Origin of the sequence: Microbacterium meiriae, from assembly GCF_040686935.1 — a bacterium.
Classification (GTDB): Bacteria; Actinomycetota; Actinomycetes; order Actinomycetales; family Microbacteriaceae; genus Microbacterium; species Microbacterium meiriae.
Genome location: NZ_JBFBMF010000001.1, coordinates 737967 through 764260 on the forward strand (window position 1 = coordinate 737967; position 26294 = coordinate 764260).

Below are 26294 nucleotides of genomic sequence, written 5' to 3' on the forward strand. Positions count from 1 at the left end.
CGGTTGTCACTCGTAGCTCGGCGGCACCCACAGCAGCTGCGCGGAGACGAGGCCCCGATCGCGGCTGACGATCTGCGCACGGCCGGGGATCGCGGGAACCGCCTTCACCTTGCCGATGAGCTGGCCCTCCTCGGGGCTGCCCGAGAGCAGGATGCCGGTCGCACCCAGGTCGGTCATGCGCTGGATGATGGGATCGTACGCGGCGCGGCTCGCCCCGCCGGTGCGGCGGGTGAGGATCACGTGGAGGCCGAGATCGGCCGCCTGCGCGAGCAGCGGTGCGAGGACCGCGACCGGGTTGCCCTGCGAGGTCGCCACGAGATCGTAGTCGTCGATGAGGACGAACCCTTCCGCGCCCTTCCACCACGACCGGCTGCGGAGCTGGTCGGGCGTGACGTCGGGTCCCGGGATGCGGCTGCGGAAGAACTGGGCGAGCTCGTTCATCCCGCCCTCCGTCATCTCGTGCGACGTGAGGTAGGCGCCGAGGTACTCCTGCGGGATCTCGCCCAGGAGGGCACGACGGTAGTCGACGACGAAGATCTTCGCCTCGGTCGGCCCGTACAGGCGCGTGATCTCGTGCACGACGCCGCGGAGCATCGACGACTTGCCGGAGTCCGCGTCGCCGTACAGGTACAGCAGCGGCTCGGCGACCGGATCGATCGAGAACGGGGCGAGGTTCGCCTCATCGATGCCCAGCAGGAGTTCGCGGGGCTCCGTGCCGTCCGGCGACTGCGCGGCCGCCACGGCGCGCAGATCGGCATGGCTGATGCGCGAGGGCAGCAGCCGCAGCTTGGGCCCCGCCGGTCCGTGCCACGCCGCCGCGACCCGTGCCACGAGGTCGTCGATCCCGTCGGCGAGGCTCGACGCGTCGTCCACCCCGTCGACGCGGGGCAGCGCCGTGAGCATCTGCAGGCCGCGGTCGTTGAGGCCGCGGCCGGGGATGGCCGTGACGTTCTCCGCCGCCTTGCGGTTGACCTCGGAGTCGGTCGGGTCGCCCAGGCGCAGCTCGATGCGGGTGCCGATGAGGTCCTTGATGTTCGCCCGGATCTCCATCCAACGCGCCGCCGTGATCACGACGTGGACGCCGTAGGTGAGACCCCGCGCGGCGATCGCCTGGATCTGCGGCTCCAGCATCTCGAACTCGGCGCGCAGCGTGCCCCAGCCGTCGACGATGAGGAAGATGTCGCCATAGCCGTCGTCGGTGAGACCCTGCGCACGGCGCTGACGGTACGCGTCGATCGAGTCGATGCCGTGCTGCCGGAAGTACACCTCGCGGGCGTTCAGCAGGCTGGTGACCTCGGCGACCGTACGGCGGACCACGTCCGGCTCGGAGCGGGTCGCGACGCCGCTGATGTGCGTGAAGTCCTGCAGGCCGGTGAAGCTGCCGCCGCCGAAGTCGATGACGAAGAACTGCACCTCCTGGGGCGTGTGGGTGAGAGCCAGGGCAGCCACCGTCGTCCTCGCGAGCGTGCTCTTGCCGCTCAGCGGCGCGCCGACGATCGCCATGTGGCCGGCCGCGCCGCCGAGGGAGACCGCGAGGTTCTCGCGGCGCTGCTCCAGCGGCACGTCGACGATGCCGAGCGGGACCGTGAGCGCCCCCGCACCCCGCCAGCGCGGGGAGACGAGCCCGAGCGACGGGTCCTCGACGAGGTCGCCGAAGAGCTGGTCGAGGGTGGCCGGCGTCACCAGCGGCGGCAGCCACACCTGGTGGGCCGCGGGGCCGCGTCCCTTCATGGACTCGACCGCGATCTCGAAGGTGTTGCGCTTCTCCTCCGGTTCGGCGTCGACCATGACCTCCGGCTCGTCGACGGGTGCCTCCGCCCGCCACACCGGCGCGGCGGTGAACAGCTCGACCGCCGTCGAGCCGGTGCTCTGGCCGGAGCCGCCGGACGACGCCCGCCGGCGACGACGCGGCGGGGGGCCAGACACGTACGCGGCACGGAACTGCGTCATCGTCTCGGTGTCGGACTTCAGGATGCCGGCCCCCGGCTGGGTGGGCAGGTGATAGGCGTCCGGCACGCCGAGGACCGTGCGGGACTCGGCCGCCGAGAACGTCCGAAGACCGATGCGGTACGAGAGGTGCGTGTCGAGGCCGCGCAGCTTTCCCTCCTCGAGCCGCTGGGAGGACAGCAGCAGGTGGACCTGCAGCGAGCGGCCGAGGCGGCCGATGTTGACGAACGTGTCGACGAACTCCGGCTTCGCCGACAGGAGCTCGGAGAACTCGTCGGCGACGATGAGCAGGGCAGGCAGCGGCGCCAGATCGGTGCGTCCGCCGCGACGCGCCTTCTCGTAGTCGGCCACGTTGGCGAACGGGCCGGTGGCCCGCAGCAGCTCCTGTCGGCGCACCATCTCGCCCTGGAGCGCGTCCTGCATGCGGTCGACGAGGGAGATCTCCTCACCGAGGTTCGTGATGATCGCCGAGACGTGCGGCATGTCGGCCATGCCGGCGAACGTCGCCCCACCCTTGAAGTCGACGAGCACGAAGTTGAGCTGCTCCGGCGAATGGGTCATCGCGAGGGCCAGCACCAGCGTGCGGAGCACCTCCGACTTCCCGGAGCCGGTGGCGCCGATGATGAGGCCGTGCGGGCCCATACCCTGCTGCGCCGATTCCTTGATGTCGAGGATGAGCGGGCTGCCGTCCTCGGTCTGGCCGATCGGCACGCGGAGGCGGTCGCGCTCCAGGCGCGGTGCCCACGCGGCGTCGAGGTCGAGGTCGCGCACGTCGGGCAGGCCGAGGAGCTCGACGAGCTCGGCCTGGCCGGTCGCGCTCTTCTTGCTGGCGATCGCGGTGCCGCCCGAGTACAGGGCGATGAGCCGACGGGCGGTCGCCTCCGCCTCGACGATGGTGATCGCATCGGCCTCGAACGGCCGTGCGGGCACCTGCAGGCTGACGAGCTCGGCGCGCGTGCTGGCACCGCCGGTCTCGAAAGCGATGCGCAGGGCGTTGGGGTCGTCGAGGTCGCCCCAGCGGGCGGGGAGGTCGATCACGGTCACGCCCTGCACGCCGTCGCCGGTGACGAGGGCGTCGTTGAACGATGTCGTGGCGCCGTCCGTGACGATGACGATGTGCGGCGTCTTCGGTCCGGAGCCGTCGCGGGCGAAGCGCGAGCGCTCACGCACCTCGGGCGGCAGCATGTCCTCGAGCTCGGACAGCTGCGAGCCGATCATGCGGGCGGCGCCGAGGCCGTCCCGCACGGTGCGTGAGTGCGTGTGCGGCAGCCACTTCGCCCACTCCCACTGCGGGAGCACGCCGGTGTCCGCGGCGATGACGATCTGCAGCACGTCGGGGTCGTGCATGGTGGCCGCATGCAGCAGCATGGCTCTCGCCAGCGCGCGGGTCTCGTCCTCGTCGCCGGTGATCTCGATGCGGGCGTAGTCGCGGAGGGTGACGCCGAGCGGGAGGTTCTTCTGGACCTCGTGCGTCAGCATGAAGCGGTGCGCGGCCGAGGCGGCGACGGGGTCGAGCTGCGCCAGTGGCGGGAGCTCCGGGGCTTCGAGCGTGACGCACAGCGGCTGATCGGTGACGCCCACGCGGACCGACAGGAAGTCGGGGTCGTTGACGCCGCGCTCCCAGACGCGGGTGCGCTCCTCCGCGAGGTACGGCAGAGTCGACGGGGCGGGCAGGTGCCAGTTCGCGGAGCGGCGCTGCTGCCGGGCGGCGACGCGGACGGTCTGCCGCAACTCGGTCAGGTACGCCAGATACTCGCGGCGGGCACCGAGCGTGGCCGCCTGCCGTTGGGAGCGCTGCCGCCAGCCGTTGACGGCGACGAAGCCGAGCGAGGACAGCAGGAACATGCCGCCGGTGAGCAGACCCGTGACGGACTGGTTCGACATGGTGACCATGACGATCGCGCCGACGCTGCCGAGCATGGGCAGCAGCGACCCGAGGATCCCGATGCCGCCGTCGTTCGGCTGCAGCTCCGGCGGGGCCTGGACCGGGAGCCTCCCGGAGGGGACACGGGGCGGGGCGAGACGGGGTCCTGTCATGCTCTCTCTCCGGCGCTGCTGTCGGTGCCCAGCAGAAGGCTGATGGTGAAGCTGCGGTTGCCCATGCGGACACGGTCGGCGTCGTCGAGGAGCACGCGCTCGCCCGCGACCAGCTCGGTCGTCTGGCCGTCGTCGCTGCGGACGTCGGAGCCGTTCGTGGAACCGAAGTCGGTCACCCAGGTGCGGCCACGGGAGTGCTCGATGCGCAGATGGGTCTTCGAGACCGACGCGTCGGGGTCGGTGACGACGATGAGGCGGTCGTCGTGGGCGCTGGCGACGGGGCCGCGCCCGAGGTTCGCGGCCACGGGGAGGGCGAGCTGCACCCGCTGACCCGTGTCGAAGATGAGCAGCAGCGCCCCGGTCTCGGGGGCAGGGGCCGGGGCCTCGGCACCCGCCTGCGACCCGGGCGCCGGGGCGACGGTGAAGAGCGGCCGATCCGATCCGGGTGCCGCCGGTTCCGGGCTCTCGGTGCGGCGGGAGGCCGCGCGGGCGTCGGTGGGCTGGGAATCCTCGTCCACGACAGACGGCGACGCCACCAGCGGCACGACCTGCGGCGGAGCGAGCGGAGCGGCCTCCACCGCGGCGGGAGCCGGCGGAGCCTCGACGGCCTTGGGGGGCACGGCGACCACGACGGTGCCGGCGACGCGGTCGGCCCAGGACTGCCGTCTGCCGCCGCGATCCCAGGCGCTGGAGGCGACGACCACCCAGCTGCCGACAGCCACGAGGAAGCCGGCACCGGTGATGATGCCGCGGACGAACTGGCGCCCGATCCCCGGGGACCACGGCCGGTCGGCGCGGGCGCTGCGCAGGCGCAGCACGGCGTTGCCGAGGGTGAGGCCGGTCCGCGCCTCCAGCACCCAGAGGAACAGGGCGAGCTCGAAGACGGTGAGGCCCGCAAGCAGCACGCTCTGGGTCAGCACGAGGACGACGGCGGACGCGAGGAACACGGCGGCCGCGTCGAGGGTGAAGGCGGCGATCCGCTGGATCGTGCCGGCGGGTGCTCCACGGAAGGCGGGGCCGAGTCCCTCGGCGGGTCGCGGGACGGCACGTCGCGACGAGGCGATCGGCGTGGGCGGCGCGGGCGTCTGGCGGAGCGGCGTGCCGTCGACGCCCGGCGGCGCCGCGATCAGTGCGGGCGGCAGCGCGGGGATCTCCCCTGGGCGGTCTCCGCCGGGCGCCATCGGCGGGATCGGACCCCCGCTCGGCCAGGACTGTGATGGGCCGTTCCCGCTCATCCGGCCATCATTCCACGAACCAGGGAGAGCGCATTCGCGTAGAGCAGGGCTGACGGTAGGGCGAGCGCGACGGCGAGCCACTCGAACGCGTCTCCGACCCGCGACCACACCAGCGACTTCGCGCCCTTGGACACCGGGATGACGACGGCGACCGCCGCCAACCCGACGAGGAACAGCAGGGCCGCTCCGAGCAGGTGGAAGCCGTTCCCGAGGGCCGCCGCGACCTGGATGCCGGCGACGAGGCAGACCACCGCGGCTGCGGCGCGGGGGAACCACCGGAGGAGGGGCGAGGTGGTGTGCCGCGGCGTGAGCAGCAGGGCGAGCGCGAGGCAGCAGAGGAGAGCGATCCCGCCGGATACCACGAACGCGTCATCGGGCCAGGGCCGCAGGAACGCGACCGGAGCCATCGCCGCGGCCACGATGCTCAGCACGGCGGTGCCCGCGATGAGGCGCGCGGAGGAATCGTCGACCACGGCGGTGATGCGCTCCGGACGCAGCAGCCCGACCGACTCGGGGATGGCTCCGCGCACGGTCCACCGGCTGGTCATGAAGTGCTTGTAGTCGATGAAGTAGCCTTCGGGCAGGTTGACGAGGCTGCTCGGGAGGGCACGCAGGCCCAGCGGAACGAGGCCGAGCGAGACGGCGGCGGCCTCCGCCTCCCCCCACCGCAGGAGCAGGGCCAGGCCCCAGACGGCGGCGAGGCCCACGAGCAGCACCGTCGCCGTCCCGGCCGCGGCGCGCATCGGGCGAGCCCTGGCCGTGACGGCGATGATCGCGGTGGTGACACCCGCCGCGAGGAACCCGGTGGCGGTCGACAGGTGCGACGCGTCCTCCAGCCCGGCCGGGATGAGGAGAACGCCGGCTGCGAACGACAGCAGCACCGGCGCGAGCACCCCGAGGATGCCGCGCACTCCCGCCGCGGAGTCTCGTCGCGCCCACGCGACAGCGCCACCGATCGCACCGGCCGCGACGAGGAGGGCGACGAGAAGCCGGATCAGCGGATCGACGGCGCCCTGGGCGAAGACCGCGACGAGCAGCATCCCGCTCACGGCCAGCAGCCACCACCGTGCGCCGTGGTCGGCGCGCGTCTGGCCCGTCGCCTTCTCCGCCGGGCGCGCCTGCGGACCCAGAGCCGTGCGGTCGATCAACGCATAAAGGCCACCGTCGACGAGGTCTTCGCACTCGGTGTCGCCGGGGATCTCGTATCCCCCGGGGCCGATCGTGACGAACCGGTCCGCGTCGGGGATCCCGCTCAGGGTGAGGGCGTCCTCCAGCGTCTCGTCGAGCGGCAGGGAGAGGTCGATGCGACGATCTTCGCTCTGGAGGACGATCCGACGCCGCTCTACGATCTCGACTGACACACCTGCACCCTATCCACTGCGCGAGGCTCTCGCCGCGGGTCACCGCCGCAGGCGATCTCGGGGTTCACGATGCCCCCGCGTCGACCCTCGTACCGCGCCCTCTCGGACCAGAGCGGCGTCATTCAGTTGGCAGGCTCGTCGCGGGATCCGGCGCGAGCGCCCTTGGCGCGGGGGCCGGCTTCCTCTTCGTCCTCCAGCTTCGGCGCGATAGGACCACCGAGGCCCGAACGCTTCGCCTTCTCCTCCTCGTCGGCGCCACCGGCGCCGCCCATCATGCCCATGCCGGGTCGGCCACCGGCACCTGCCGCGCCGGAGGACCCGGTGCCCGAGGCACCCGCCCCGCCGACGCCGCCGCCGCCGCCGGCCATACCGCCGGGGCCCCCTGCTCCACCGACGCCGCCGACACCACCGACGGCGGAGTTACCGAGCAGACCGCCACCGGCCTTGAGCCCAGCGCCTGCGCCCGGCCCCAAGCCGGCACCGCCGAGTCCGCCCATGCTGCCGAAGCCGGCGATCTTCGAGCTCGCCGCGATCGCCGCCGCACCGGCGCCACCGCCCACGATGCCGCCGAGTCCCCCGCCACCGCCGGGGAAGACCCCGCCCGGAAGGGCACCGCCGGGAAGCGAGCCGGAACCGGAGCCGCCGGGACCACCGGAACCGCCGGGAAGACCGCCACCGGGCCCGCCCGGAAGCAGGCCGCCGCCGGGAGAGTCGATCGAGGGATCATCGATACCCACATCGCCCGGGCGATCGCCGGGACCTTCTGGAACCCATCCTCCGCCCCCCGGCCCGGTGGGGACCGAGGGCACCGCAGGGTTCGTCGGCACCGGGGGATGGTACTCGCCGACACCGCCGCTGGGAGGAGTGGCACCTCCGACACCGGGTGCGGAGCCGGACGGGCCTCCGATGCCGCTCGGATACGAGATCCGTGGAGCCGTCACGCCGGGATCGGATCCGCCGGGCTGGTCATCCGTGCCGCCGGGCACGGTGACGTCCATGTCGAGCGACGCCACCCGCGCGGAGGACTCGCGGAGTTCCTTGGCCGGCTCCTGGAGCGACGCCTCGACCCGCTCGACGATCTTGCGGGCCTCTTCTTCCCGCTTGTTGCCGAGGAAGTTCCCGATGGCATCGAGTGCGGTGTCGGCGGCCAGCGGCCCCAACACGGGGTGGACGACCACCGAGCCGACGCGCGCAGCGTTCGCCCAGAAGGAATCGACCTGCGCGCTCGGGAGTTCTGCCGCTGCGGTCTCCCGGCGGATCGAGTTCGCCGTGTCGATGACCCTCGTGATGTGCGAGACGTGCGCTTCCACGTTGCGGAACCGTGCGCGGAGGGTGTTCAGCGACGTCTTGGCGCTCTCAGCAGCGCTCCCCTCCCAGGCAGACGATGCGAGCACAGCAGCAAGCGCACTGTCCAACGACCGCAGCGCGTTCTGAAGCGCAGGAGCCTTCGGGATGCGCCAGTCCTCAACAGCTCGGATGCGATTGAGTTCCGCTTCGTAACCGCCACCAGCCTGCTTACCGGCCATGGGCTCCCCTTTGCTCGTTGTTCCGTCGTCGTGAAGATCGTGTGAGCACGACCGCGAGAATGACGCCGCCCACAAGAAGGACAGCGACGAGGATGCCGCCCCCGACGAGCAGCGGCACCAACGCGTCCTGCGTGGACGAGGTCTCGCCAGGATCGTCGCTGTCGGCGGTCGGCGCCGGCGTCGCCGCCGCTGCAGCAGCGCGGACGTCAGCCGCCGACGGCAGGGCGTCCGGATCGTCTGCATCGAAGATCGGGTTGACATCCGGGTACGCCGTCGGATCGACAGCGAGCATCCCCGTCAGCGAGACCGCTCCATAGCCGACGCTGTCGTTCCACTCCGGCTCGTGCTCGCCCTTAGTGCCCGTGTTGCGGATGAGGCTCTGCAGCAGCTGACCTGAGGTGGCATCCGGGTACTTCTGTTTCACCACGGCAAGGAAGCCCGCCGCGATCGGCGTCGCATACGACGTGCCGGTGAGGAGGACCTGCTCGTCCCAGGAGTTCTCGCTGCCCTGCCCGAGCAGACCCATCCCGGGCGCAGCGACGATCACGTCGTCGCTCTGATTCGGGGAAGGATCGCCCACACCCTCGATGGTGGTGGAGCTCTGGATCTTCCCGTCGGCACCGAACGACTGCACTGCGACGACGCCGTTGCCCGACGCAGGCTGCGAGGCCACCCCGGAGTTGTTCGGAAGAGCCGCCACCACGATCACGCCGGCGGCCTCCGCCTTGGCGAGGGCGTCGGTCAGATCGAACCCATCGAGGGAGATGGAGATGATGTCGGCGCCATCCTCTACCGCATCCTCGATCGCACGCGACACCCCGGTGGTGCCATCCGCCATGACCGTGCTGCCGTCTTCGAGCAGGCACTGCTCGTCGAACTTCTCCCCCATCGCGGTGTCGAACACCCCATCAGTGACGATGGCCGGGTAGTAGAGGACCTTCGCACCAGGCGCGGCCCCTGTGACGGGAAGGCCGCCTGCCGGGGCATCTCCGGTCCCTGCGATCATCGAGACGACGTGCGTCGCGTGCGACGCCGCCACATAATCGGTCGACGTCGCTGGCACCGGGTCTCCCTCGGCGTCCCGACAGTAGGAGTCCTTCACCTCGAGATCGGCGCCGCGGAGACCGACCACGTCGGGATTGATCTGACCGTCGATGACCGCGACGGTGACGCCCGTGCCGTCGAAGCCCGCATCGTGCGCTGCCTGCACCTTTCCGCGATCGAACCACCACAGACCCGACTCCAGCGTCGCTGCGTGAGCGGACGCAGGGAGGAGAAGCGCCAGCGCGACGATCGACGCGACCGCAGTGGATGCGCCGGGTAGCACACCGCGTCGCATCAGTAGTCGGCCTCCGCGCTCGTGTCCGAGTCGCTCTGCGCGACGGCGGAGTCGAGGAGCGACAGGATCAGCTTCGAGTCATCAGCGATGGCTGCGTCCTGCTCCGCGATCATCATGACGGCCTGACGGATCGTCTCCTGCGTGTCGTTCAAGGAGTCCACAGCATTCTGCGTGGCCACGCTCAGACGTCCCGCCGCGTAGGCCACCGCGTTCCGCAACTCATCCGTCGCCTTCGACGTGCCACCCTCGGACACGGCGACTTCGTTCGCGGCAGGAAAAGCCGCCGCTTCACGGGCCAGCCGCTTGAGCTCGGCCATGATCTGATCGAAGTCGATTCCGATGGTCATCGACGCCCCCTCTTCTTTCCTCCGGCGATCCCGTCACGCCTGCTGTACTGTCCGGTGGCTCACCGAAAAGCACAGCAGACGGCGCGGGCCCGACGCATCGCTGCGCCAGACCCGCGCCCCGGGTTCACGCGCCGAAGCGCCCCGCAGCCGACTTGTCGGTCTGCACGTACTGACCCGAGATCTCCTCGGTCTTCCCGGCGATCTGCGTGAGCAGCTGCTGCATCTCGCTCAGCGAGCGGTTCCACTTGGCCTGCGCCTGGTCGTAGGCCTGCTGCGCGGCACCATCCCACGCCGCACGCAGCTTGCCGACCTCGGACTCGAGGCGGTCCAGCTCGGAACGAATACCCTGCGACCCGCTGCGGATCTGCGCCGCGAGAGCGTTGACCTGCTCCGGGCGAACGGACATCGACTGCATCATGTTCTCCTTGAAATCTCTGCGGTCTGCGCTCAGGCGCCCATCATCGAGCCGAGGCCCGAGATGGTCTGCTGGTGAGCTTCTTCGGTCGCGGCCTGGTCGCGCTCGGTGCCGGCGAGGGCATCCTCGAGCGTCACGAGGACCTCGTTGAGCTGACGAGCCTGCTCGTCCCACCGCGACATCAGCGTGGTGAACGATGCGGCAGCCGCACCCGTCCAGAACCCGCGCAGCTGCTCGATCTCACCGCGGACCTTCTTGGTCTGCTGATCGATCCCGGACTTCGTCTCCCGCACGGCCTGGGCTCCGCGACGCAGAGCCCCCTCTTCTGCGGAGATGACATCAGCCATTACTCACTCCCTCCGGTCCCCATGAGGACACACGCGGGGGAGCGCCTTCCCGATACGGGACGACTTCGGAACAACCCCCGACCAATCTGTTTCCGCACATAGGCTAAGGCAGGTCGGTGCCCATTTCCAACGGCCTGGACAGATCCGTATCGAAATTTCTATGTTCGATCGATGAATGAGTGCCCTCACCACTCAGAACCCGTGCTGACGGACGAAGTCCGCGAATCCTTCGCCGGCTGAATCGCCACCGACGAAGGTGGGGACCTCGAGGAGGAACGTGTCGGTGAATCCGTCGCCACCCGGAACCATGACGTCGATCGGGTAGCTGCCCCCGAACGCCAGCACGCGCGGTGTCCCTCCCGTGGCGGACGCATTCTGCACTGCCGCGACGATCGCCGCGGTCACGTCCACGCCGTTGATGCGGTACTCCGTGCCGTCGGGCAGCCGTTCCGCACCCGACATGTCCACCCCGACCGTCTCGGACGACAGATGGACGAGGCGATGCTCCGGGACCGTGCCCTCCTTCGGGATGCGGACGAGGCGCATGGTCTCGTCCCTGGTGTCGTCTCCGACCTGGTACCGCACCTGTACCTGCGCGCCGTCCGCGACCGTCTCCGCCCGGGTGACCTCGACGAGTTCAGGCCTCGAATCGACAGACGAGTACACCTCGTCGGCGAGCAGCAGCGCCTCGTCGGCGTCGATGTCGACGTCGAGGTCGGTCATCAACGCCGCCGATCGCGCATCTCCGTCCTCGAGGAGTTCGAAGAAGTTCTCGACCGTGGCTTCTGCCTGCAGGTCGTCGATGCTTGTCGCGATCGGCTGCACCGGCGACGCCGGAGCGCACGCGCTCATGGAGGCGGCCAGGCAGAGGGCCCCCGTCCACGCGAGCAGTTTCCGCGCACGGCGGATGCGGGTTTCGTGCATGATCACCTCAGTAGATGACGGCAGCCGGCCAGGTGCCGTTCGGGAAGCCGTAGAGATTGGCCATCCCCTGCTTGAGCGAGTCGGCGGTGCTCTTCGATGCGGTGAAGTTCCGGGCCAGCTGCGCCGTCATGTCCACCGCGAGTTGCGCAAGGTTCGTGCAGACATTCACGATCTTCGGCACGATGTCGAGCCACTTCAGCGGGTCTGCCGAGATGAACTCGGACGCCGCATCGACCTGGTCGAGCATGTAGGTGATCATCCGCTCACCGAAGTCGATCCACGCGTTGAGGATCTTCTCCGCATACTCGTTGAGAAAGTCCATCATCGAGTCCGTGTACCCCGCCAGGGTGTCCATCGCGGCCTTCTGCCGTTCCGCGAGGTCACCGTAGCCATCGCCGGGGTCGCCCTTCCACGTGCTGTCCGCGCGCAGGTAGGAACCTTCGATCGTCGTCTTGGAGCCGGTGATCTTCTGTTTGACCGTGATCCATTTGTCGTGCTTCGCGTACATCGCGAACGGATTGCCGGGACTCAGATAGTCGGCGATCGTGGCGACGAACTCGTTGTACTTCTCGATGGCGTCGTTGAGACGTTCCCTGACCTCGTTCATGGTGTTCTTGAACCAGTCGAGGAACTTATCCCAGAGGCTGATGTCGCCCTTCTTGGCGTCGTACGCCTCGTTGCATTCCGTGAGCTTCTGGCCGGTCTCGGCGATGCCGTCGGTGACGTTGCGCACCAGGTCGTCGAACGAACCCTGGTCGGTGGGTGTGATGAACTCCATGTTGTTCCTCTCCGAGGCTCCGGCTCAGTCCTGATCCAGCAACCACTGCGAGTAGCCGTCGGCCGCCTCGTAGTTCCGCTTCGTCTGGACAAGCTTGTCCGACACGGCCTGGAGCGCGATCTTGGCATCGTCGACGAGCGTCGAGATCGTGTCCTGCGCCGTGTTGTAGTTCTCTTCGGCACCGACCATGTGTCCGATTCCGTCCATCTCGAATCGGGCCAGTGCGCACTCCTCGACGATCCCGGCCACTTCGCCGTACGTCGTGGACAGGTCGCTCCACACCTTCGAGTCCGCCTCGAGATCTTCGAGCGCCGCCTCATAGTCTTCGTAACTCATGGTCCTCCGTCGTCGCTATGCGGGTGCAGGGGTGGTCAGTGCGAGGGGTGGGTGCGGGCGCGGACGGATGACACGACCGCCTCGAGCTCCGGCAGGTCACCGAGCACGCGGTCACGCTGATCACGCAGCCAATGGTCCGCTTCCTGGAACAGTCCGACGATCTCGGACGCGAGAGTCTGTTCGGGCGTGAACTGGACGTTGTAGGGGTCGACGTCCAGGGCGCGAGGAGTCCCGCCGACCAGCTCGAGAGTCACGTTTCCCGACGGGCTGCGCAGCTGAATCGACTCGCGCGTCGCTGCTTCGACGGATCGCCGATAGTCATCGAGTTCCGAGAACGCGGCGAGAAGGTTGCCGAGCCGAGCGCTGAGGGCGGCGCGGCCCTGCGTTCTCGGCGTCTCCACGGTGGGGGCGGTCTCGCCCGCTGAGGCGCGGTGCCCCAGCTCCTCTTCCAGTTCCACCTTCGTCTGATTCCTGGACGCCTCGCTCGCATGGAACAGCCGCAGGATCAGCGGACCGACATCCTCCGCGCGCACCGATCGCCACCACTGCGGCGACAGGCGCAGCAGGTCGAACGCACCGTCGGCCCCGACCGACACCTGTACGAGCCCATCATCGTCGGACACTGTCCAGATCTCGGGGTCCGCCGCGCGCAGGGCTCCCAGACGCTCATGCGTCGAATCGTGATTCGTCATGCCTCACTCCACAAGCTCTTGGTGGACCGCTGTGCGTTCGCGAAGACGTCGTTCGAGTCCCCGGTCCGCCGCTGCACGCGGTCGAGCTCGTCCTGCATCTCCTGCATCAGTGCATTCCAGCGCCCCTGGGCGTGCGCATATGCGCGATGGGCCTCGCCGCTCCACTCACGTGCGAGCCGGTCCAGGCTCGCCTGCAGGTCGCCGAGCAGTCGCGCGATCTCGTCGCGCGCCCCACGGAGCTCACCGACCAGCGCCTCGATCTGCGAGCCGCCGATCTTCATCTCTTCCGACATCTCCCCCGCCTTCCTCCGGTCGCGCGACGCCGCCATCGCTCGTCCACGCGTTCGCAACAGATAGTATCTGGCCTGTCAACTAGAGTGAGTCCGGGCCGGACCCCCGCAACGCCTGCGGCGGGAGAGCATCGCACACGTGGGGGGACACCACCGATATGAGCCAGAGCGGCACCGTGGCAGGAACCGTGCTGCGGATCTCCGTGGTCAGCGACGACCGCAGGCTCGACGTGGGGGTGCCATCGCAGGTCCCCCTGGTCGAGATCATCCCCGGCTTCGCTCGGAGTCTGGGCGTGCTGGATCCGACCCTCACGCACGGCGGATACGCGCTGCAGCGGGCGGATGGCACACCCCTCGACCCCGCTCGCGGCGCCGCGGCCCAGGGCGTGCACGACGGCGAGCTGCTGACTCTGGTACGCGGCGGGCTCATGCGCGAGCCGCGCATCTACGACGACGTCGTGGAAGCCGTGATCGACGCGACGGCGGAGCAGCACAACTCCTGGACGCCCGCGGACAGCTCCCGCACCGCCCTCTTCGTCAGCCTCACCTTCCTCGCCCTCTGCGCCGTGCTCCTCGTCGCGACGCCGCCGACGTCTCTGCTCCCGGCGATCATCGCGGGATCGGGCGCGGTCGTGCTCAGCGTCGCGGCCGCGGTGCTGATGCGGCTGCGGCAGCCGGAGGCCGGTCATGCGCTCGGACTCACCGCCGCGGCGTACGGCGGGCTCGCGGGCTACCTCGCGGTCCCCGCGCAGAGCATCTGGGGCTGGCCGCTCGCCGCTCTCGGGCTCGGACTCGTCGTCGTCGGAGGCCTCAGCCTGGCCGTCACCCAGGACAAGCCCGAGATCCACCTCGTGCCCATCGCCCTCGGCGCCTCGGTCGGGATCACGGCCACGGCGGCCGCGGTCTTCGGCGATCCGCTCGCCTCGTACGCCCTGATGCTCGCGACCACGGCGCTGCTCGCGAACGGCATCCCCTGGCTGGCCCTGAGCTCCACCCGCATCCGGGTGATCTCGCCGCAGAGTGATGCCGACATGTTCTCCGCACCGCAGCCCATCGATGCCGAGGAGGTGAAGCGTCGCGCCGCGGCCGGTACCCGCACGCTGATCGCGCTCCGTGCCGCGCTCGGCCTCGCCGCCCTGATCGCGACCCCGCTCGTCGCCGCCAGCGGTGTCACGGGCGCCGTGCTGTGCGTACTCGCCTTCGTCGGCATGATGTTCCAGTCGCGGCAGATGCACGCCCGTCTCGGGGTGCTCGTGCTGATGGCGATCGGAGCCATCGGCCTCGCCGCGACCGGTGTGACCGTCGCTCTGACCCTCCCGGACGTGCGCACCTGGATGCTGCTCATCCTCGTGGTCGCGACCGTGGTCCTCATCGGCCTCACGCTGCTCACACCCAAGGCCCGCCTCCGCCTCACGCGGCTCGGCGACACGGTCGAGGTCGTCGCGCTCGCCCTCCTGCTCCCGCTCGGGGTCATCACGGCGGGGCTCGTCTGACCGATGGCGACCAAGAAGGACCTGATCGAGGCCCAGGGCTTCAGCCGACGACGGCTCCTCTCCGCCTTCACCGGCGGCGCCCCCGGCGGCAAGGAGCTCGAACCCGCCAAGCCGCTGCGCGCCGTCATCGCGGGCATCGCCCTCACCGTCGGCGTGATCCTCGTCGGCGTGTTCTGGGGCATCATGCAGCCGGGACTCCCCGGCGACTGGCAGAACAACCGCCTCATCGTCGCCACCGACACGGGCGCCCGCTACGTCTCGGTCGAGGGGACGCTGTACCCCGTCATCAACACGGCCAGCGCCCGCCTGCTCATCCCCGCCGGCGAATTCAAGGTCGTGCGCACGGATCAGGCCGCCCTCGACGGCATCCCGGTCGGCGGTTCGATCGGCATCCTCGGCGCCCCTGACGACCTGCCCACCCCGAGCGCCCTCATCAACACGGCGTGGACCGCGTGCGTCGACGACGCCACCGGCACCGCCGTCTCGCTGTCGGGGAAGCCGATCGCGACGCCCTCGACCGGCACCGGCGCCGTGGTGCAGCGCGGCGACGAGCTCTTCGTGATCGCCGACGGCCTCCGCTATGCCGTCCCCGCCGACGACGCCAACGCGGTGCTGCGCGCGGTCGGCCTCGGCACCAGCGACGTCATCGAGGTCGACGGACGCTGGCTCAACCTCTTCGAGAGCGGCGCCGACCTCGAGCCGATCCGTCTGAACGCCGTCGGCGCCCGGGTGCCGGGGACCGACCTGACGGCGGGCACGATCGTGCACGTGCAGGGCAGCCCCGCGGACGAGCGCTACGTGGCCCTCGCGACCGGAGAGCTCGCGCGCCTCAGCCCGCTCGCGTACCAGCTCTACCTGCTCGGCAGCGCGCAGGAGGCCGGCGCGGATGAGGAAGAGGTGTCGCCGGCGGAGGTGGCCGACGTTCCCACCGTGCCGAACGCCGGTGGCGACGACTGGCCCACGCTTCCGCTGACGCCGCTCGCCTCCGGCGAGACCCCGTGCGCGGTCTTGGGCGACGACGCCCGCACCGTCCTCGGGTCCACGAGCACCGAGCTGCCGGAGGACCGCGACCGTGTCGCCGTCACGGTCGGTGGTGGGGCCCTCGTGCAGACGAGCGGCCCGTCGGACGAGGCGGTGGGCATGGCCGTGCTCGTCGACGAGTCCGGAACCGCCTACGCCATCCCGGGCGCCGTGCCGGACGAGTCGGCGGAGGACGCCGCCAGCGGACCGCTCGCCCAGCTCGGTTATGCCCCCGGCGACGTCGGGCGGGTGCCGAGCGCGTGGATCGACTTCTTCGCCGCCGGGCCGGCGCTGACCACAGAGGCCGCGAGAGAGTCGCCCGGCTCCGGAGACGAGTGATGCGCCGCCGCGCCGCTCTCGCCACCCTCGTGGTGGGTGCTGCCGTATGGGGGACGCCGGCCGCCGCGGTGGCCGCGCCGACCGCTCCGGCGACGATCGTGTCGATGGCGACCGGCGCCTGCGAGCCCGGCACCGTCGTGTTCGCTCCCGAGACGCCGTCGGCACTCGCGGCCCTCGGGGCGGAGGACGCGAACCGCCTCGCGACGGGCACGGGCGTGGTCGTGGCGGTCGTCGACTCCGGAATCGACGCCGGCAACCCGCACCTCGCCGGTGTCGTCGTCGGCGGCGTGAACCTCGTCGGCGACGGCGAACGCGGCGACGGGCTGAGCGATCTGACCGGGCACGGCACCGCCATCGCCGGACAGATCGCGGCGCAGCCCGTCTCCGGCTCCGGTGTCGTGGGCCTCGCCCCCGACGCGCGCCTGCTGTCCGTGCGCGCGTTCCGCAGCGATTCGCCGCAGGACGTCGACAAGGGGTGGGGCCCGAGCGCCCAGCGCCTCGCCGACGGCATCAACTGGGCGGCGGACAACGGCGCGGACATCATCAACGTCTCCTCATCGCAGGCGACGGACTCCCCCGAACTGCGAGGCGCGGTGGAGCACGCGGCGGCCGTCGGAGCGCTCGTCGTCGCCAGCGGCGGCAACAGGGCCTCCGACCCCGAGGCGGAAGACGGAGCCCGGTATCCCGCCGCCTACGAACAGGCCCTCGGCGTCAGCGCGGCCGACGCCAACGGCCTCGCGACCGACAGCTCGATCCACGGGCCGCAGGTTGGCGTCACGGCCCCCGGCGCGAACGTGCTCACCGCGGCGACGGGAGGCGGCGACTGCCTGTTCGCCTCCGACGCCCCGGCATCGAGCTTCGCGACCGGCTACGTGAGCGCGGCGGCCGCGCTGGTCGCCCAGGCGCACCCGGACGATCCTCCGGCGGGGTGGGCGTATCGACTGACGGCCACCGCACTCCGCGCCGATGCCGACAACCGCGACGACGTGAACGGCTGGGGCTTCATCCGGCCGTCGGCCGCCATCCAGCTCCTCCCCGACCCCACCACGCGCGGGCCCGTCAGCCCCTTCTTCGACACGGCGGAGAGCGCGGTGCGACCCCCGGTCGTGAGCGTCGACCCCGACCACGGCGTGCCGCCCTTCATCCTCACCCGCGAGGTGGCGCTGATCGCCGCGATCGCCGGAGCGACCCTGCTCGGGGTCCTCGGCATCCTCATCGTGCTCCGGCGACGCCGGGAGTCCACGCCCGACGCGGCGGCCGACGTCGAACGACAGGGCGGCCTCCTCGACCGCCCCGAGCCCGAGGTCTGAGAGTCAGAGGCCGACTCACCGGCCGGCGGCTGCCGCCCGTCGCGCCCTGACGACCGCCCCCACGAGCACCGCACCGGTGATCATGACACCTCCCGCCAACGGGAGCAGGAGCAGCCCGACGGCCGCGCTCTGCTGGTTCTGAACGACCTGACCGTAGACGAAGGCCCCCATGCTGCCCAGCACACCGACGAAGAGCGCCGCCGCGACGAGCCAGAGCAGTGGGGTCATCGCGGTGAGCGTCGTCGACGGCTCCCGGACGAACCGGAAGGCGAAGCCGGCGAAGAGGAACGACACCGCTGCGACGACCAGAGCCACCAGACCCGCGAAGAGGAATCCCGGATCGGTCCACGCCGCGACGAGCGAGGGAATCGCGACGATCGTCGTCAGAGCACCGAACACGAGGGCGAACACGCCGGCGACACGTGGCCTGCGCGACGTGTTGCTCGTCGTCGCCGACCGCTTCACACCCTGATCCATCCGTCCGTCCCCTCTCCCGACGTCCCACCCTAGCGAGGACCGCACGGCGCCTGCTTCCTCAGCCGAAGACGACGAAGCCCAGCACCACGAGACCGGCCACCGACACGACGCTCGCGCCGACGGTCGCAGCGAGGGTGAAGACGCTCCACCGCTGCGCCTGCTTGGCGACGGAGGGCAGCCCGGGCTCCACCACCCGCGTGGGTGCGGCCGCCCCGACGACGACGGGCGGGGCGACGGGGGTGCGGGGTGCCGGTCGGGGCTTGTAGATCGCGGGGGCCGGTGCACCGTCCGGGGCGGCGAAGGAATCGACCGTGAACTGCGGCCCGGCGGTCTCGGGTGCGATGCCGTCGCCTGCTGCGGCGGCACCCTTCTTCCGCCGCAGGCGTCGAGCCGGACGCGCGACCGCCACGGTGGCGTCCTCGGGGGCGTCGGCCGCCGGAGGTGCGGACCGATCGACGACCACGGTCGCGTCGTCGATGGCCTCACCCGCGGCGTCCTCGGGCCCGGCATCGTCCGGCTCATCGGCGACGGTGCTTTCGGGCGCGTCCACTGCGGCATCGTCGGTCCGGTCGGGAGCCGGAGCCGGCTTCGCGCGATCCACCACGATGGTCGCCTCGTCGACGGCGGACGATGTGTCATCGGCCGCCGGGGGCACCGGGTCGACGGCCGCTTCGGCCCGCCGGCGGTCCCGCCGCGTCAGGATGACGGTCTCCTCGACCTCGTCGCCGCTCATCGCGCCCGTACCGGGACGGTCGTGCCGTCGAGCATCGAGTCGGTGAGCGCGGACACCGCGGCCCGTCCGCCCGTCGCGTCGTCGGCACGGGTCCGCGCGCCGCCGGAGACGACGTCGATCACGAGGACCGAGACGTTGTCGCGTCCGCCGCCCTGCAGCGCGCGGCGCACCAGAGCCGCCGCCGCTGTCTCGGGACGGCCGTTCATGGTCAGCGTCGCACGGATGGCTTCGTCGCTGACCTCGCCGGTGAGCCCGTCGGAGCACAGCAGGAGCCGTTCACCGTCGACGACGGGGAGGAGCCAGCTGTCCGCGGTGCTGTCCGGAGCGCCGACCGCCCGCGTGATGACGTTGCGGCGCGAGAACGAGGCGAGGTCTTCGGGGCGGAGCTCCCCGGCATCGACGAGCTCCTGCCCGAGGGAGTGGTCGATCGTGAGCTGCGCCAGCTCGGTGCCGTGGTGCCGGTAGACCCGGGAGTCCCCGACGTTGAAGACGAGCCAGTGCGGCGCGCCCTCGTGCTCCACGAGGGCCACACCCGTCACGGTGCTGCCTGCGCCGCGCTTGTGCGCGGCGGCGATCGCCTCGACCACGGCCGTGGCACGGCTCAGAGCGTCGCTGATGTCGCCGACGTCGACCGCTCGCCCCCGCAACGGCTCGAAGGCGGCGACGACGGCCGCACTGGCGCGGTCACCGGCGTCGTGACCGCCCATGCCGTCGGCGACCAGGAAGACCGGGCGTGCGTCGAGCACCGCATCCTCGTTGGCCGTCCGCGTGAGCCCGGTGTCGGTCAGCGCGGCGACCCGGAGAACGACGGATTCCACCGTCACGAATCGCGCTCCGCGACGACGTGCATGCCCACTTCGCCCAGGATGAACCGGCCGGTGCCGACCACGCTCTCCCCGGCGTCCAGGAGGGTCTCCGAGCCGTCGTCCGCGACTACCACGACGCCGTTGGTGGCGTGCAGGTCGGTCAGTCGCCACTCGTCCTCCTGCACCACCAGGCGGGCGTGGGTCTTCGACAGCGTGCGCGTGGTGTCCGGGATGGCCAGCCGCTGCTCGCCCGGCTCGCCTGTGGGGTTCCGGCCGATCACGACGCTCGCACCGGACAGCGAGAACCGGCGACCGTCGTCCAGCACGAGGACCCGCCGCACGCCGCGCTTGCGGGCGACCACCACCGTGGCATCGAGGTCGTCGTCGGTCGGGCGCGGTGTCACCACGGTCTTGTCGACGTCGGGGACCAGACCGCCCGGGACCGCGAGCGCCTCTGTCGCGGGGGCAGGCGCCGGCGCGCTCTGCTCCGCCGCGGGTGCCGCAGCCGTCATCGACGGAACAGGGCGGATCGTGGGCATCTGCGGGGCCTCGGGCTGACCGCCGTCGCGGAACGAGGGCGGCACGGGTCGGACGACACGGTTCGCCTCCGGAGCCGGCGCGGGGGCAGCGGGCTCCTCGCTCGGCGACGAGTCCACGGAGGGAGCAGGGGCCGGCGCCGGCTGCGGGGCGGCCGGCGGTACGTCGCCCATCGCGGCCATGATGCCGGTCGTCGGCTGCGCGGGAGCGGAGGGCGTCGGCTGTGCGGCCGGGGACGGTGGTGTCGGAGCCACCGCGGGCGGAAGCACGGGCGCCGCCGGCGGAACCGGGGCAGCAGGCGGAATCGAGGCAGTCGGCGGAACGGGCGCAGCCGGCGGAACGGGAGCAGCCGCGGGCGACGGCGCGGGCGGCGCCGGTGGTGCGAACGACGGAGACGGCGTCGAGGACGACGGAGCCGGCGGCGCGGCAGGCGGAGCGAACACCGGCGGCGCGAACGACCTCGGTGCCGCGGGCTCGCCCTGCGGCGCACCCGCGGTCGGCGGGGCACCCGGGGGTGGGGTCGGAGCGACCGCGGGCGGCGCGGCGTAGTCCGGGAAGATCAGCGACGGCGCCTCCGGCGATCCGTTCCCCGCCGGAGCGAGGGAGGGGATCGTGTACCCCGAGGCGTCGCGCGCGGGAGCCGCGGAAGGCGGAGCACTACGGCGCGGACCCGGCTGGAGCGCCGCGAGTCGGTCCCCCTCCGGATAGGGCGCCGGGCCCCACGCGAGGATGGTCGCCCACACGGGCGGCAGGAGGATGGCGAGGACCGTCATCCCCGCGCCCCGTCCGAACCGCCGGTTGATGCGATGCGTGGCGACGACCTTGAGGTAGATGCCGTAGAGCTGCACGAGCGGGATGAAGTAGAAGACCACCGACCAGGCGGGCACTCCCCCGCGGGCGAGGATCTCGGCCTCGTTGAGGACGGGCACCCATCCCTTCCACCCTTCCCCGTCGATGCGGGGGAACAGGCGCGAGAGCGCCAGGGCGTACCAGACGTAGACGGCCAGGCCGACGAGCAGGCCGAGTCCGACGATGATGGCGAGCATCGTGGCCGGACCGGAGTCCGCGGGCGCGGTCATGAGTCCCCCTTCTTCCGGTCATCCAGTGAACCGGTCCCTCCGAGCGTACCGAGCGTGGGTCGCGCGCCGAAGCCGGGGAGACGCAGGGAGCGCGTCCTCGCGACGAAAGACGTCGGCCGCACACGCGTGCGCAGACGCTGCCACCGCGTCCCCGTCTTCGCCAGCTCCGCTCGCTCCGCATCCACGATCGCCCACGCGGCCGTCGCGTCGTCGGGAGTCGGCGGGTGCTCGGCGAAGACGGCGCGGTCCACGAGAGCGGCCAGCCGCTGCGCGGCCGCACGACCGCTCGACTGTGCGCGCTGCGTCCGGGTGCCCTGCGCGACCATGGGCACGTCGTGGTCGGCGTACACGTCGGCGAGCTCCTCCCAGGCGCCGGCGAGCCGGACCTCGGGGTCCGGGGCCGTGCGGCGCGCGTGGGCACGTCGACTCTTCGCGACCAGGAGCACAAGGAACGGCAGGGCCAGCAGGAGCAGGGCGAGCAGACCCAGTCCGGCCCCGGTGAGGATCGGCAGCAGGAAGGCGAGGACCTCCGAGCCCGGCTCTTCCAGCGGGGGCGCGTCGTTGTTCGCGTCGCTCTGCGCCTGCGGCGGGTCCAGTGCCTCGGACCGCGGCTGCTCCGGAACGGTCGGGTGCTCCGGCAGCTGCTCTCCCTCGGTGATGGCGCTCGGCAGCATCGCGTACTGCGGCGTCGCATCGACCGGGATCCACTCGTCGCCCGAAGCACGCACCTCGACCCAGGCGCTCATGTTCGCGCCGGTGCAGACCTCGGTGCAGGCCGGGATCCCCGGGACCTCCTCCGCCGTCGCGAGTCGTGCGCCCAGCACCACACGGGATTCGAGACCCCAGTGCTGCGCGAGGAGCGCCGCGGCCACGGAGAACTGCTCGTCGTCACCGACCGCCGACACGAGCAGCTCGGGGTCGGCGTCGGGACCGGCCCGCCGCTCCTGCTCCGTCAGCTCGGTGAACAGCTCCTCGATGCGCGCGGCCGAGTGTCCGGCGTAGCTGGGCGCGAACGCGTATCCCTCAGACGCCTGGAGCGCCGCGATCCACCCCGCAGCGGAGGCATCCTCGAGCAGCGCGTGGCTCAGGTAGCCCCGCGACCGGAGGCGATCGATCAGCTCGAGGTAGCCGGCGCCGGTGCGCGGCTGCTCCTGCATCTCCGCCCACTCAACGAGCGCGGGGTATCGATCGGCGTCGAGGGTCGACCGGCCGCCCTGGAGGGCCGTGATGTCGCCGGGCTTCTCCGGCGCATCGATCAGCACGGAGTAGCGGTCACCGGGCACGAGGCCCTCCCCGCCACCGGGCGCATCGGCGACGGTGATCGCGGTGTCGCCGTCGGCGTTCACATGGAAGCCGTCGGCGAGCGCGTCGGCACGCTCCCCGGAGAATTCGGGCGCCTCCGCGAGTCCGGCGGGTGCCGGCACCCAGATCCCGCGGTAGGCGTCGCCGATCGTCACCTCCAGCGTCACCCGGCCGGAGCCCGGGAGGGCGGAGCGCGGCAGACGACTGAAGCGGTCGTCGGCGTCGATGTGGAAGTCCTCGCCGTCGTACGCGTCGAGGGTCACCAGGCGGAGGCGGTCCACGGCGCCGGGGTCGCCCTCCAGCTGCACCACGGGCGTGTCCAGCGTGTCGCCGGAGAACCAGGACCGGTAGGAGCTGAGCGGACTCGGCTGTTCCTGCACCACGACCATGGGTTCGATCTCGTCGCGGAGCACGGAGCGGTCGGACCAGCCGGCCGCGGCGGGGGCGATCGCGAAGCCCGCAGCCAGGGCGACCACGGCCAGCCCCGCCGAGAGGAGGTGCCGGCGCACGGTGAGCCAGGCGGGGGTCGCGCGACGGGAGATGTTCGCCGCCGCCACGCTGCGCAGCGCGGCGGCGCGCTGCAGGCGCGTGCGCCCGACGAGCCAGACCAGCGACACCACGAAGACCGCCACCCCGACCAGCCATTCGCGCGGCGCGGGGAGCTGGATTCCCGCCACCGTCACGGGAGAGGACGTCCCGCTCACACCGAAGGCGATCCCGAAGACGCTCATCGCCACCACCACCGGGACGGCCGCCGCCGCCCGCCTGCCCCCGCCCCAGACGAGCAGCGTGGCGACGAATGAGCCGAACAGCATCACGACGAGGAAGGGGATGAGGACTGCCTGGTACTCCCCCAGCGGCGGATTCAGCGTGAGCATCTGCTTCCAGCCCAGCACGACCCCGAGCACCGCATCCCGCACACCGCCGAGGAACGCGGGCACGGAGGTGAGGGCGGAGGGGATCGCGAGGGGCACCGCGACGAGCAGGTACACGCCGGCCGCGGCAACCGCGGCGAGCAGCGTTCCCCAGCGCAGGACGCGCGCGACGACGGCGAGGGCGATACCGAGGAGGCCGCCGATGATCCCGACGGCGAGGGCTCGGGACGACTCGTAGACGGGCCAGGCGGCCGCCGTGGCGAGGAGCACACCGGCCAGCACGTATCCCAACGACCAGAGCAGGAGCGCCGACGGCACGAACCCCCGTCCGGATCGCGCGCGTCCGCGCTTCGGCCCGCCGGCGCTCACCGCAGCGCTCCGCGGGCGAGCATCTGGGGGAGGTCGCCGAGCGCACCGAGGGTCATCACCGCGAGCTCCCTGGCCGTCCGCATCGTCGGCTGCGCGCCGAGCTCACTGCGCACCGCGACGGCCTCCACGGCTGCCGGGAGCTTCACCGCCGCGTGACGCAGACGCTCGATCGGCAGGACGGAACCGGTGAGCAGGAACCCGATCGAGAGGTCGGGATACGACTGCGCCGTGAGAGCGGTGACGGCCTCGAGCCGCATCACCCGCGCCGTCTGATCGATCGTGGAGGTCGCGTCGAGGAGACCCTTGGGGGTGACCGTGGGCAGCGTACGGATCGACAGCACCTCGGCGCGGCCGTGTTCCGGGATCTCGTTGCTCACCGAGAACAGCACGTCCCTGCCGTCCCGCACACCCTGCAGCGCCAGCGAGGCGGCCGCGCTGACGGTGTTCTCGAACTCGTCGTCGTCGGCGTACGACTCCGGGTCGAGATCCAGGATGACGGCGATGCGCGCGTGCCGGGACTCCTCGTACTGCCGCACCATGAGGGTGCCCGTCTTCGCCGTGGACTTCCAGTGGATGTGGCGCGGCGAGTCGCCGACGACGTACTCGCGCACCGCGTGGAAGGAGAGGTCCGCGTCCACCAGAGTGGTGCTCGGCGTGCCCTCGAGGTCGCGGATCAGTCCCGCGCTGGTGCTGGGGAGCCGCACGGTCACCGGGTGCACGTGGATGCGCTGCACGTCCGGCCACCGGAGCTCGCGGCGGAGGATGCCGATCGGGTCGCCGCGGGTGATGGTCATGGGGCCCACGTCGATGACGCCGCGGCGGTGCGCGGCGATGGTCAGCTCTTCCCGATGATGCGCCCCCGGCCGCAGCAGCGGGACGTGCGCCTCGACGAGGCCCTCGCCCACCGGCACGTCCACGACACCGGGGAGCGAGAGGCGCTCGCCGTTGTTGCGGACGTCCAGGGTCGCGCCGATCTCGGCGCCCGCGACGACGCGGTCGCGATCGAGCACGAGATCGATCCGGTAGTCATGGGCACCGAGGATGAACGGGACGCAGGCCACCAGCAGCACGAGCGCGATCGTGGCCACCGCCCAGGCCTCCACCCAGCCGAACAGCAGCCCGGCGAGCACACCGAGCACCACCGCGACGGCCACGAGCATGCCCGCCGTGGTCACCGTCTCGCGGACCCAGCCGACGGTGGCCCTGGTCGCGCGGCCCACGGAGCGGGCGACGCGACGCGCGCCGAAGACCGCGCCGCGCACGGGACCGCGGCGCGTGCGGTCGTAACGCGTGACGGTGGACGTCCGCGTCGACGTGCTCGTGCCCGCGGTCGTCCGCGTCAGGCGGGATTCGGTGCTGAAGGTCACGCAGTGCCGTTCTCGCGCGGGGGTTCGACGTCGAGGAGGATCTGCCCGACGACGGCCACGGCCGTCACCCCGTCGAACTCGGCCTCCGGCTCGAGGACCAGGCGGTGCGCGAGGGCGACGACGGCGAGTTCGCGCACGTCGTCGGGGGTGACGAACGTGCGTCCGTTCTTGGCCGCCCACGTCATCACCAGGCGGGACAGCGCGAGGGCGCCGCGCACACTGGCACCGAGACGGACCTCGGACGCCCGGCGCGTGGCATCGACGATGCGCATGATGTAATCCGACACCAGCGGGTTCACGTACACGCCGCGCGACATCTCCGCCATCGTGAGGATCGTGTCGGTGTCCACGATGCCGTCGAGCACCGTCTTCGGGCGACCGGCGCCCTGCAGGATGCGCATGGTCGCCGCCTCGTCCGGGTATCCGATGGAGGTCTTGATCATGAAGCGGTCGAGCTGCGCCTCGGGGAGCCGGTAGGTGCCGCCCTGCTCGATGGGGTTCTGCGTCGCCATCACGAGGAACGGGGAGCCGACCGCACGGGTGACGCCGTCGACCGTGACCGTGCCCTCCTCCATGACCTCCAGCAGCGCGGACTGGGTCTTCGGACTCGCCCGGTTGATCTCGTCGGCGAGCACGATGTTCGCGAAGACGGGCCCCGCGTGGAACTCGAACGTGCCCTCCTTCTGGTCGTAGACCGTGATGCCGGTCACGTCACCCGGAAGCAGGTCGGGCGTGAACTGGATGCGGCTGCTCGTTCCGTTGACCGTCTGGGCGACGGCGCGGGCGAGCGCCGTCTTGCCCGTCCCTGGATAGTCCTCCAGGAGGACGTGGCCTCCGCTGACGGCGGTCGCGAGCACGAGCTCGACCACGTGGCGCTTGCCGAGGATCGCCTGCTCGACGTTGCCGGTCAGGATCGAGAACGTCTCGGCGAACCAGGAGGCCTGTTCGGGGGCGAGGGTGACGGGGGCGGCTGCGGTGGCTGGCATAGGGAAAGAGTATTCGTGTCGGTGTGC

The 26294-nt window shown here is 71.4% G+C and carries 23 protein-coding genes; 3 read left to right on the forward strand and 20 right to left on the reverse strand.

Annotated elements, in window-relative coordinates:
* Positions 1–6: 6 nt before the first annotated feature.
* The 13 genes from eccCa to AB0P08_RS03685 form a co-directional block, all read right to left on the reverse strand.
* Positions 7–3984 carry a type VII secretion protein EccCa gene (eccCa, locus tag AB0P08_RS03625; protein WP_259952736.1) on the reverse strand — a complete coding sequence of 1326 codons (3978 nt, stop codon included), beginning with the start codon at positions 3982–3984 and terminating at the stop codon, positions 7–9.
* Positions 3981–5165, reverse strand: coding sequence for an FHA domain-containing protein (locus AB0P08_RS03630; protein ID WP_363588100.1), 1185 nt, complete (start codon positions 5163–5165; stop codon positions 3981–3983). The genes eccCa and AB0P08_RS03630 overlap by 4 nt, the downstream gene beginning before the upstream one ends.
* 50 nt (positions 5166–5215) lie before the next feature.
* Positions 5216–6580, reverse strand: coding sequence for a hypothetical protein (locus AB0P08_RS03635; protein WP_363588102.1), 1365 nt, complete (start codon positions 6578–6580; stop codon positions 5216–5218).
* 122 nt (positions 6581–6702) lie between these two features.
* Positions 6703–7974, reverse strand: coding sequence for a hypothetical protein (locus AB0P08_RS03640; RefSeq protein ID WP_363588104.1), 1272 nt, complete (start codon positions 7972–7974; stop codon positions 6703–6705).
* Positions 7975–8095: 121 nt separating this feature from the next.
* Positions 8096–9433 carry a S8 family peptidase gene (locus tag AB0P08_RS03645; RefSeq protein WP_363588106.1) on the reverse strand — a complete coding sequence of 446 codons (1338 nt, stop codon included), beginning with the start codon at positions 9431–9433 and terminating at the stop codon, positions 8096–8098.
* 11 nt (positions 9434–9444) lie between these two features.
* The gene (locus AB0P08_RS03650; protein ID WP_045264297.1) at positions 9445–9792 is read right to left on the reverse strand and encodes a hypothetical protein; all 348 of its coding nucleotides are present in this window, start codon (positions 9790–9792) and stop codon (positions 9445–9447) included.
* Between the two features lie 124 nt (positions 9793–9916).
* Complete coding sequence (locus tag AB0P08_RS03655; protein ID WP_136052373.1) at positions 9917–10198, reverse strand: WXG100 family type VII secretion target; 282 nt, start codon at positions 10196–10198, stop codon at positions 9917–9919.
* A gap of 41 nt (positions 10199–10239) precedes the next feature.
* Positions 10240–10554, reverse strand: coding sequence for a WXG100 family type VII secretion target (locus AB0P08_RS03660; RefSeq protein WP_187663161.1), 315 nt, complete (start codon positions 10552–10554; stop codon positions 10240–10242).
* Positions 10555–10746: 192 nt separating this feature from the next.
* Positions 10747–11478: a hypothetical protein gene (locus AB0P08_RS03665; RefSeq protein WP_363588108.1), complete on the reverse strand. Its 732-nt coding sequence runs from the start codon at positions 11476–11478 to the stop codon at positions 10747–10749.
* 7 nt (positions 11479–11485) lie between these two features.
* On the reverse strand, positions 11486–12256 hold the full coding sequence (locus AB0P08_RS03670; protein WP_187663159.1) for a hypothetical protein: 771 nt from the start codon (positions 12254–12256) through the stop codon (positions 11486–11488).
* Positions 12257–12280: 24 nt separating this feature from the next.
* The gene (locus AB0P08_RS03675) at positions 12281–12592 is read right to left on the reverse strand and encodes a hypothetical protein (RefSeq protein ID WP_363588110.1); all 312 of its coding nucleotides are present in this window, start codon (positions 12590–12592) and stop codon (positions 12281–12283) included.
* A gap of 35 nt (positions 12593–12627) precedes the next feature.
* On the reverse strand, positions 12628–13284 hold the full coding sequence (locus tag AB0P08_RS03680) for a hypothetical protein (RefSeq protein WP_363444825.1): 657 nt from the start codon (positions 13282–13284) through the stop codon (positions 12628–12630).
* On the reverse strand, positions 13281–13577 hold the full coding sequence (locus AB0P08_RS03685) for a WXG100 family type VII secretion target (protein ID WP_363588112.1): 297 nt from the start codon (positions 13575–13577) through the stop codon (positions 13281–13283). Before AB0P08_RS03685 ends, AB0P08_RS03680 begins: the two co-directional genes overlap by 4 nt.
* Positions 13578–13732: 155 nt before the next feature.
* Here AB0P08_RS03685 and eccD point away from each other — a divergent pair, with 155 nt between their 5' ends.
* From eccD to AB0P08_RS03700, 3 genes are read left to right on the forward strand one after another with little or no spacing between them, the layout of a single operon-like run.
* A complete protein-coding gene (gene eccD / locus AB0P08_RS03690; protein ID WP_363588114.1) occupies positions 13733–15067 on the forward strand; it encodes a type VII secretion integral membrane protein EccD in 1335 nt (444 codons plus the stop codon).
* 3 nt (positions 15068–15070) lie between these two features.
* The gene (gene eccB, locus AB0P08_RS03695; protein ID WP_363588116.1) at positions 15071–16426 is read left to right on the forward strand and encodes a type VII secretion protein EccB; all 1356 of its coding nucleotides are present in this window, start codon (positions 15071–15073) and stop codon (positions 16424–16426) included.
* The gene (locus AB0P08_RS03700; protein WP_363588118.1) at positions 16426–17736 is read left to right on the forward strand and encodes a S8 family serine peptidase; all 1311 of its coding nucleotides are present in this window, start codon (positions 16426–16428) and stop codon (positions 17734–17736) included. The genes eccB and AB0P08_RS03700 overlap by 1 nt, the downstream gene beginning before the upstream one ends.
* A 15-nt stretch (positions 17737–17751) precedes the next feature.
* On the opposite strand, the gene AB0P08_RS03705 is transcribed toward AB0P08_RS03700, so the two are convergent.
* From AB0P08_RS03705 to AB0P08_RS03735, 7 genes are read right to left on the reverse strand one after another with little or no spacing between them, the layout of a single operon-like run.
* On the reverse strand, positions 17752–18213 hold the full coding sequence (locus AB0P08_RS03705; protein WP_363588120.1) for a hypothetical protein: 462 nt from the start codon (positions 18211–18213) through the stop codon (positions 17752–17754).
* Between the two features lie 58 nt (positions 18214–18271).
* Complete coding sequence (locus tag AB0P08_RS03710; RefSeq protein ID WP_363588122.1) at positions 18272–18946, reverse strand: hypothetical protein; 675 nt, start codon at positions 18944–18946, stop codon at positions 18272–18274.
* Positions 18943–19770 carry a PP2C family protein-serine/threonine phosphatase gene (locus tag AB0P08_RS03715; protein WP_280568940.1) on the reverse strand — a complete coding sequence of 276 codons (828 nt, stop codon included), beginning with the start codon at positions 19768–19770 and terminating at the stop codon, positions 18943–18945. The genes AB0P08_RS03710 and AB0P08_RS03715 overlap by 4 nt, the downstream gene beginning before the upstream one ends.
* On the reverse strand, positions 19767–21368 hold the full coding sequence (locus AB0P08_RS03720) for a DUF5684 domain-containing protein (RefSeq protein ID WP_363588124.1): 1602 nt from the start codon (positions 21366–21368) through the stop codon (positions 19767–19769). The genes AB0P08_RS03715 and AB0P08_RS03720 overlap by 4 nt, the downstream gene beginning before the upstream one ends.
* Positions 21365–23914: a transglutaminase domain-containing protein gene (locus AB0P08_RS03725; RefSeq protein WP_363588126.1), complete on the reverse strand. Its 2550-nt coding sequence runs from the start codon at positions 23912–23914 to the stop codon at positions 21365–21367. The genes AB0P08_RS03720 and AB0P08_RS03725 overlap by 4 nt, the downstream gene beginning before the upstream one ends.
* Positions 23911–25281 (reverse strand): DUF58 domain-containing protein, encoded by a 1371-nt coding sequence (locus AB0P08_RS03730; RefSeq protein WP_363588128.1) that lies wholly within the window; start codon positions 25279–25281, stop codon positions 23911–23913. Before AB0P08_RS03730 ends, AB0P08_RS03725 begins: the two co-directional genes overlap by 4 nt.
* Entirely contained in the window at positions 25278–26267 is a 990-nt protein-coding gene (locus tag AB0P08_RS03735; protein ID WP_187663146.1) for an AAA family ATPase, read from the reverse strand. The genes AB0P08_RS03730 and AB0P08_RS03735 overlap by 4 nt, the downstream gene beginning before the upstream one ends.
* Between the last annotated feature and the right edge of the window lie 27 nt (positions 26268–26294).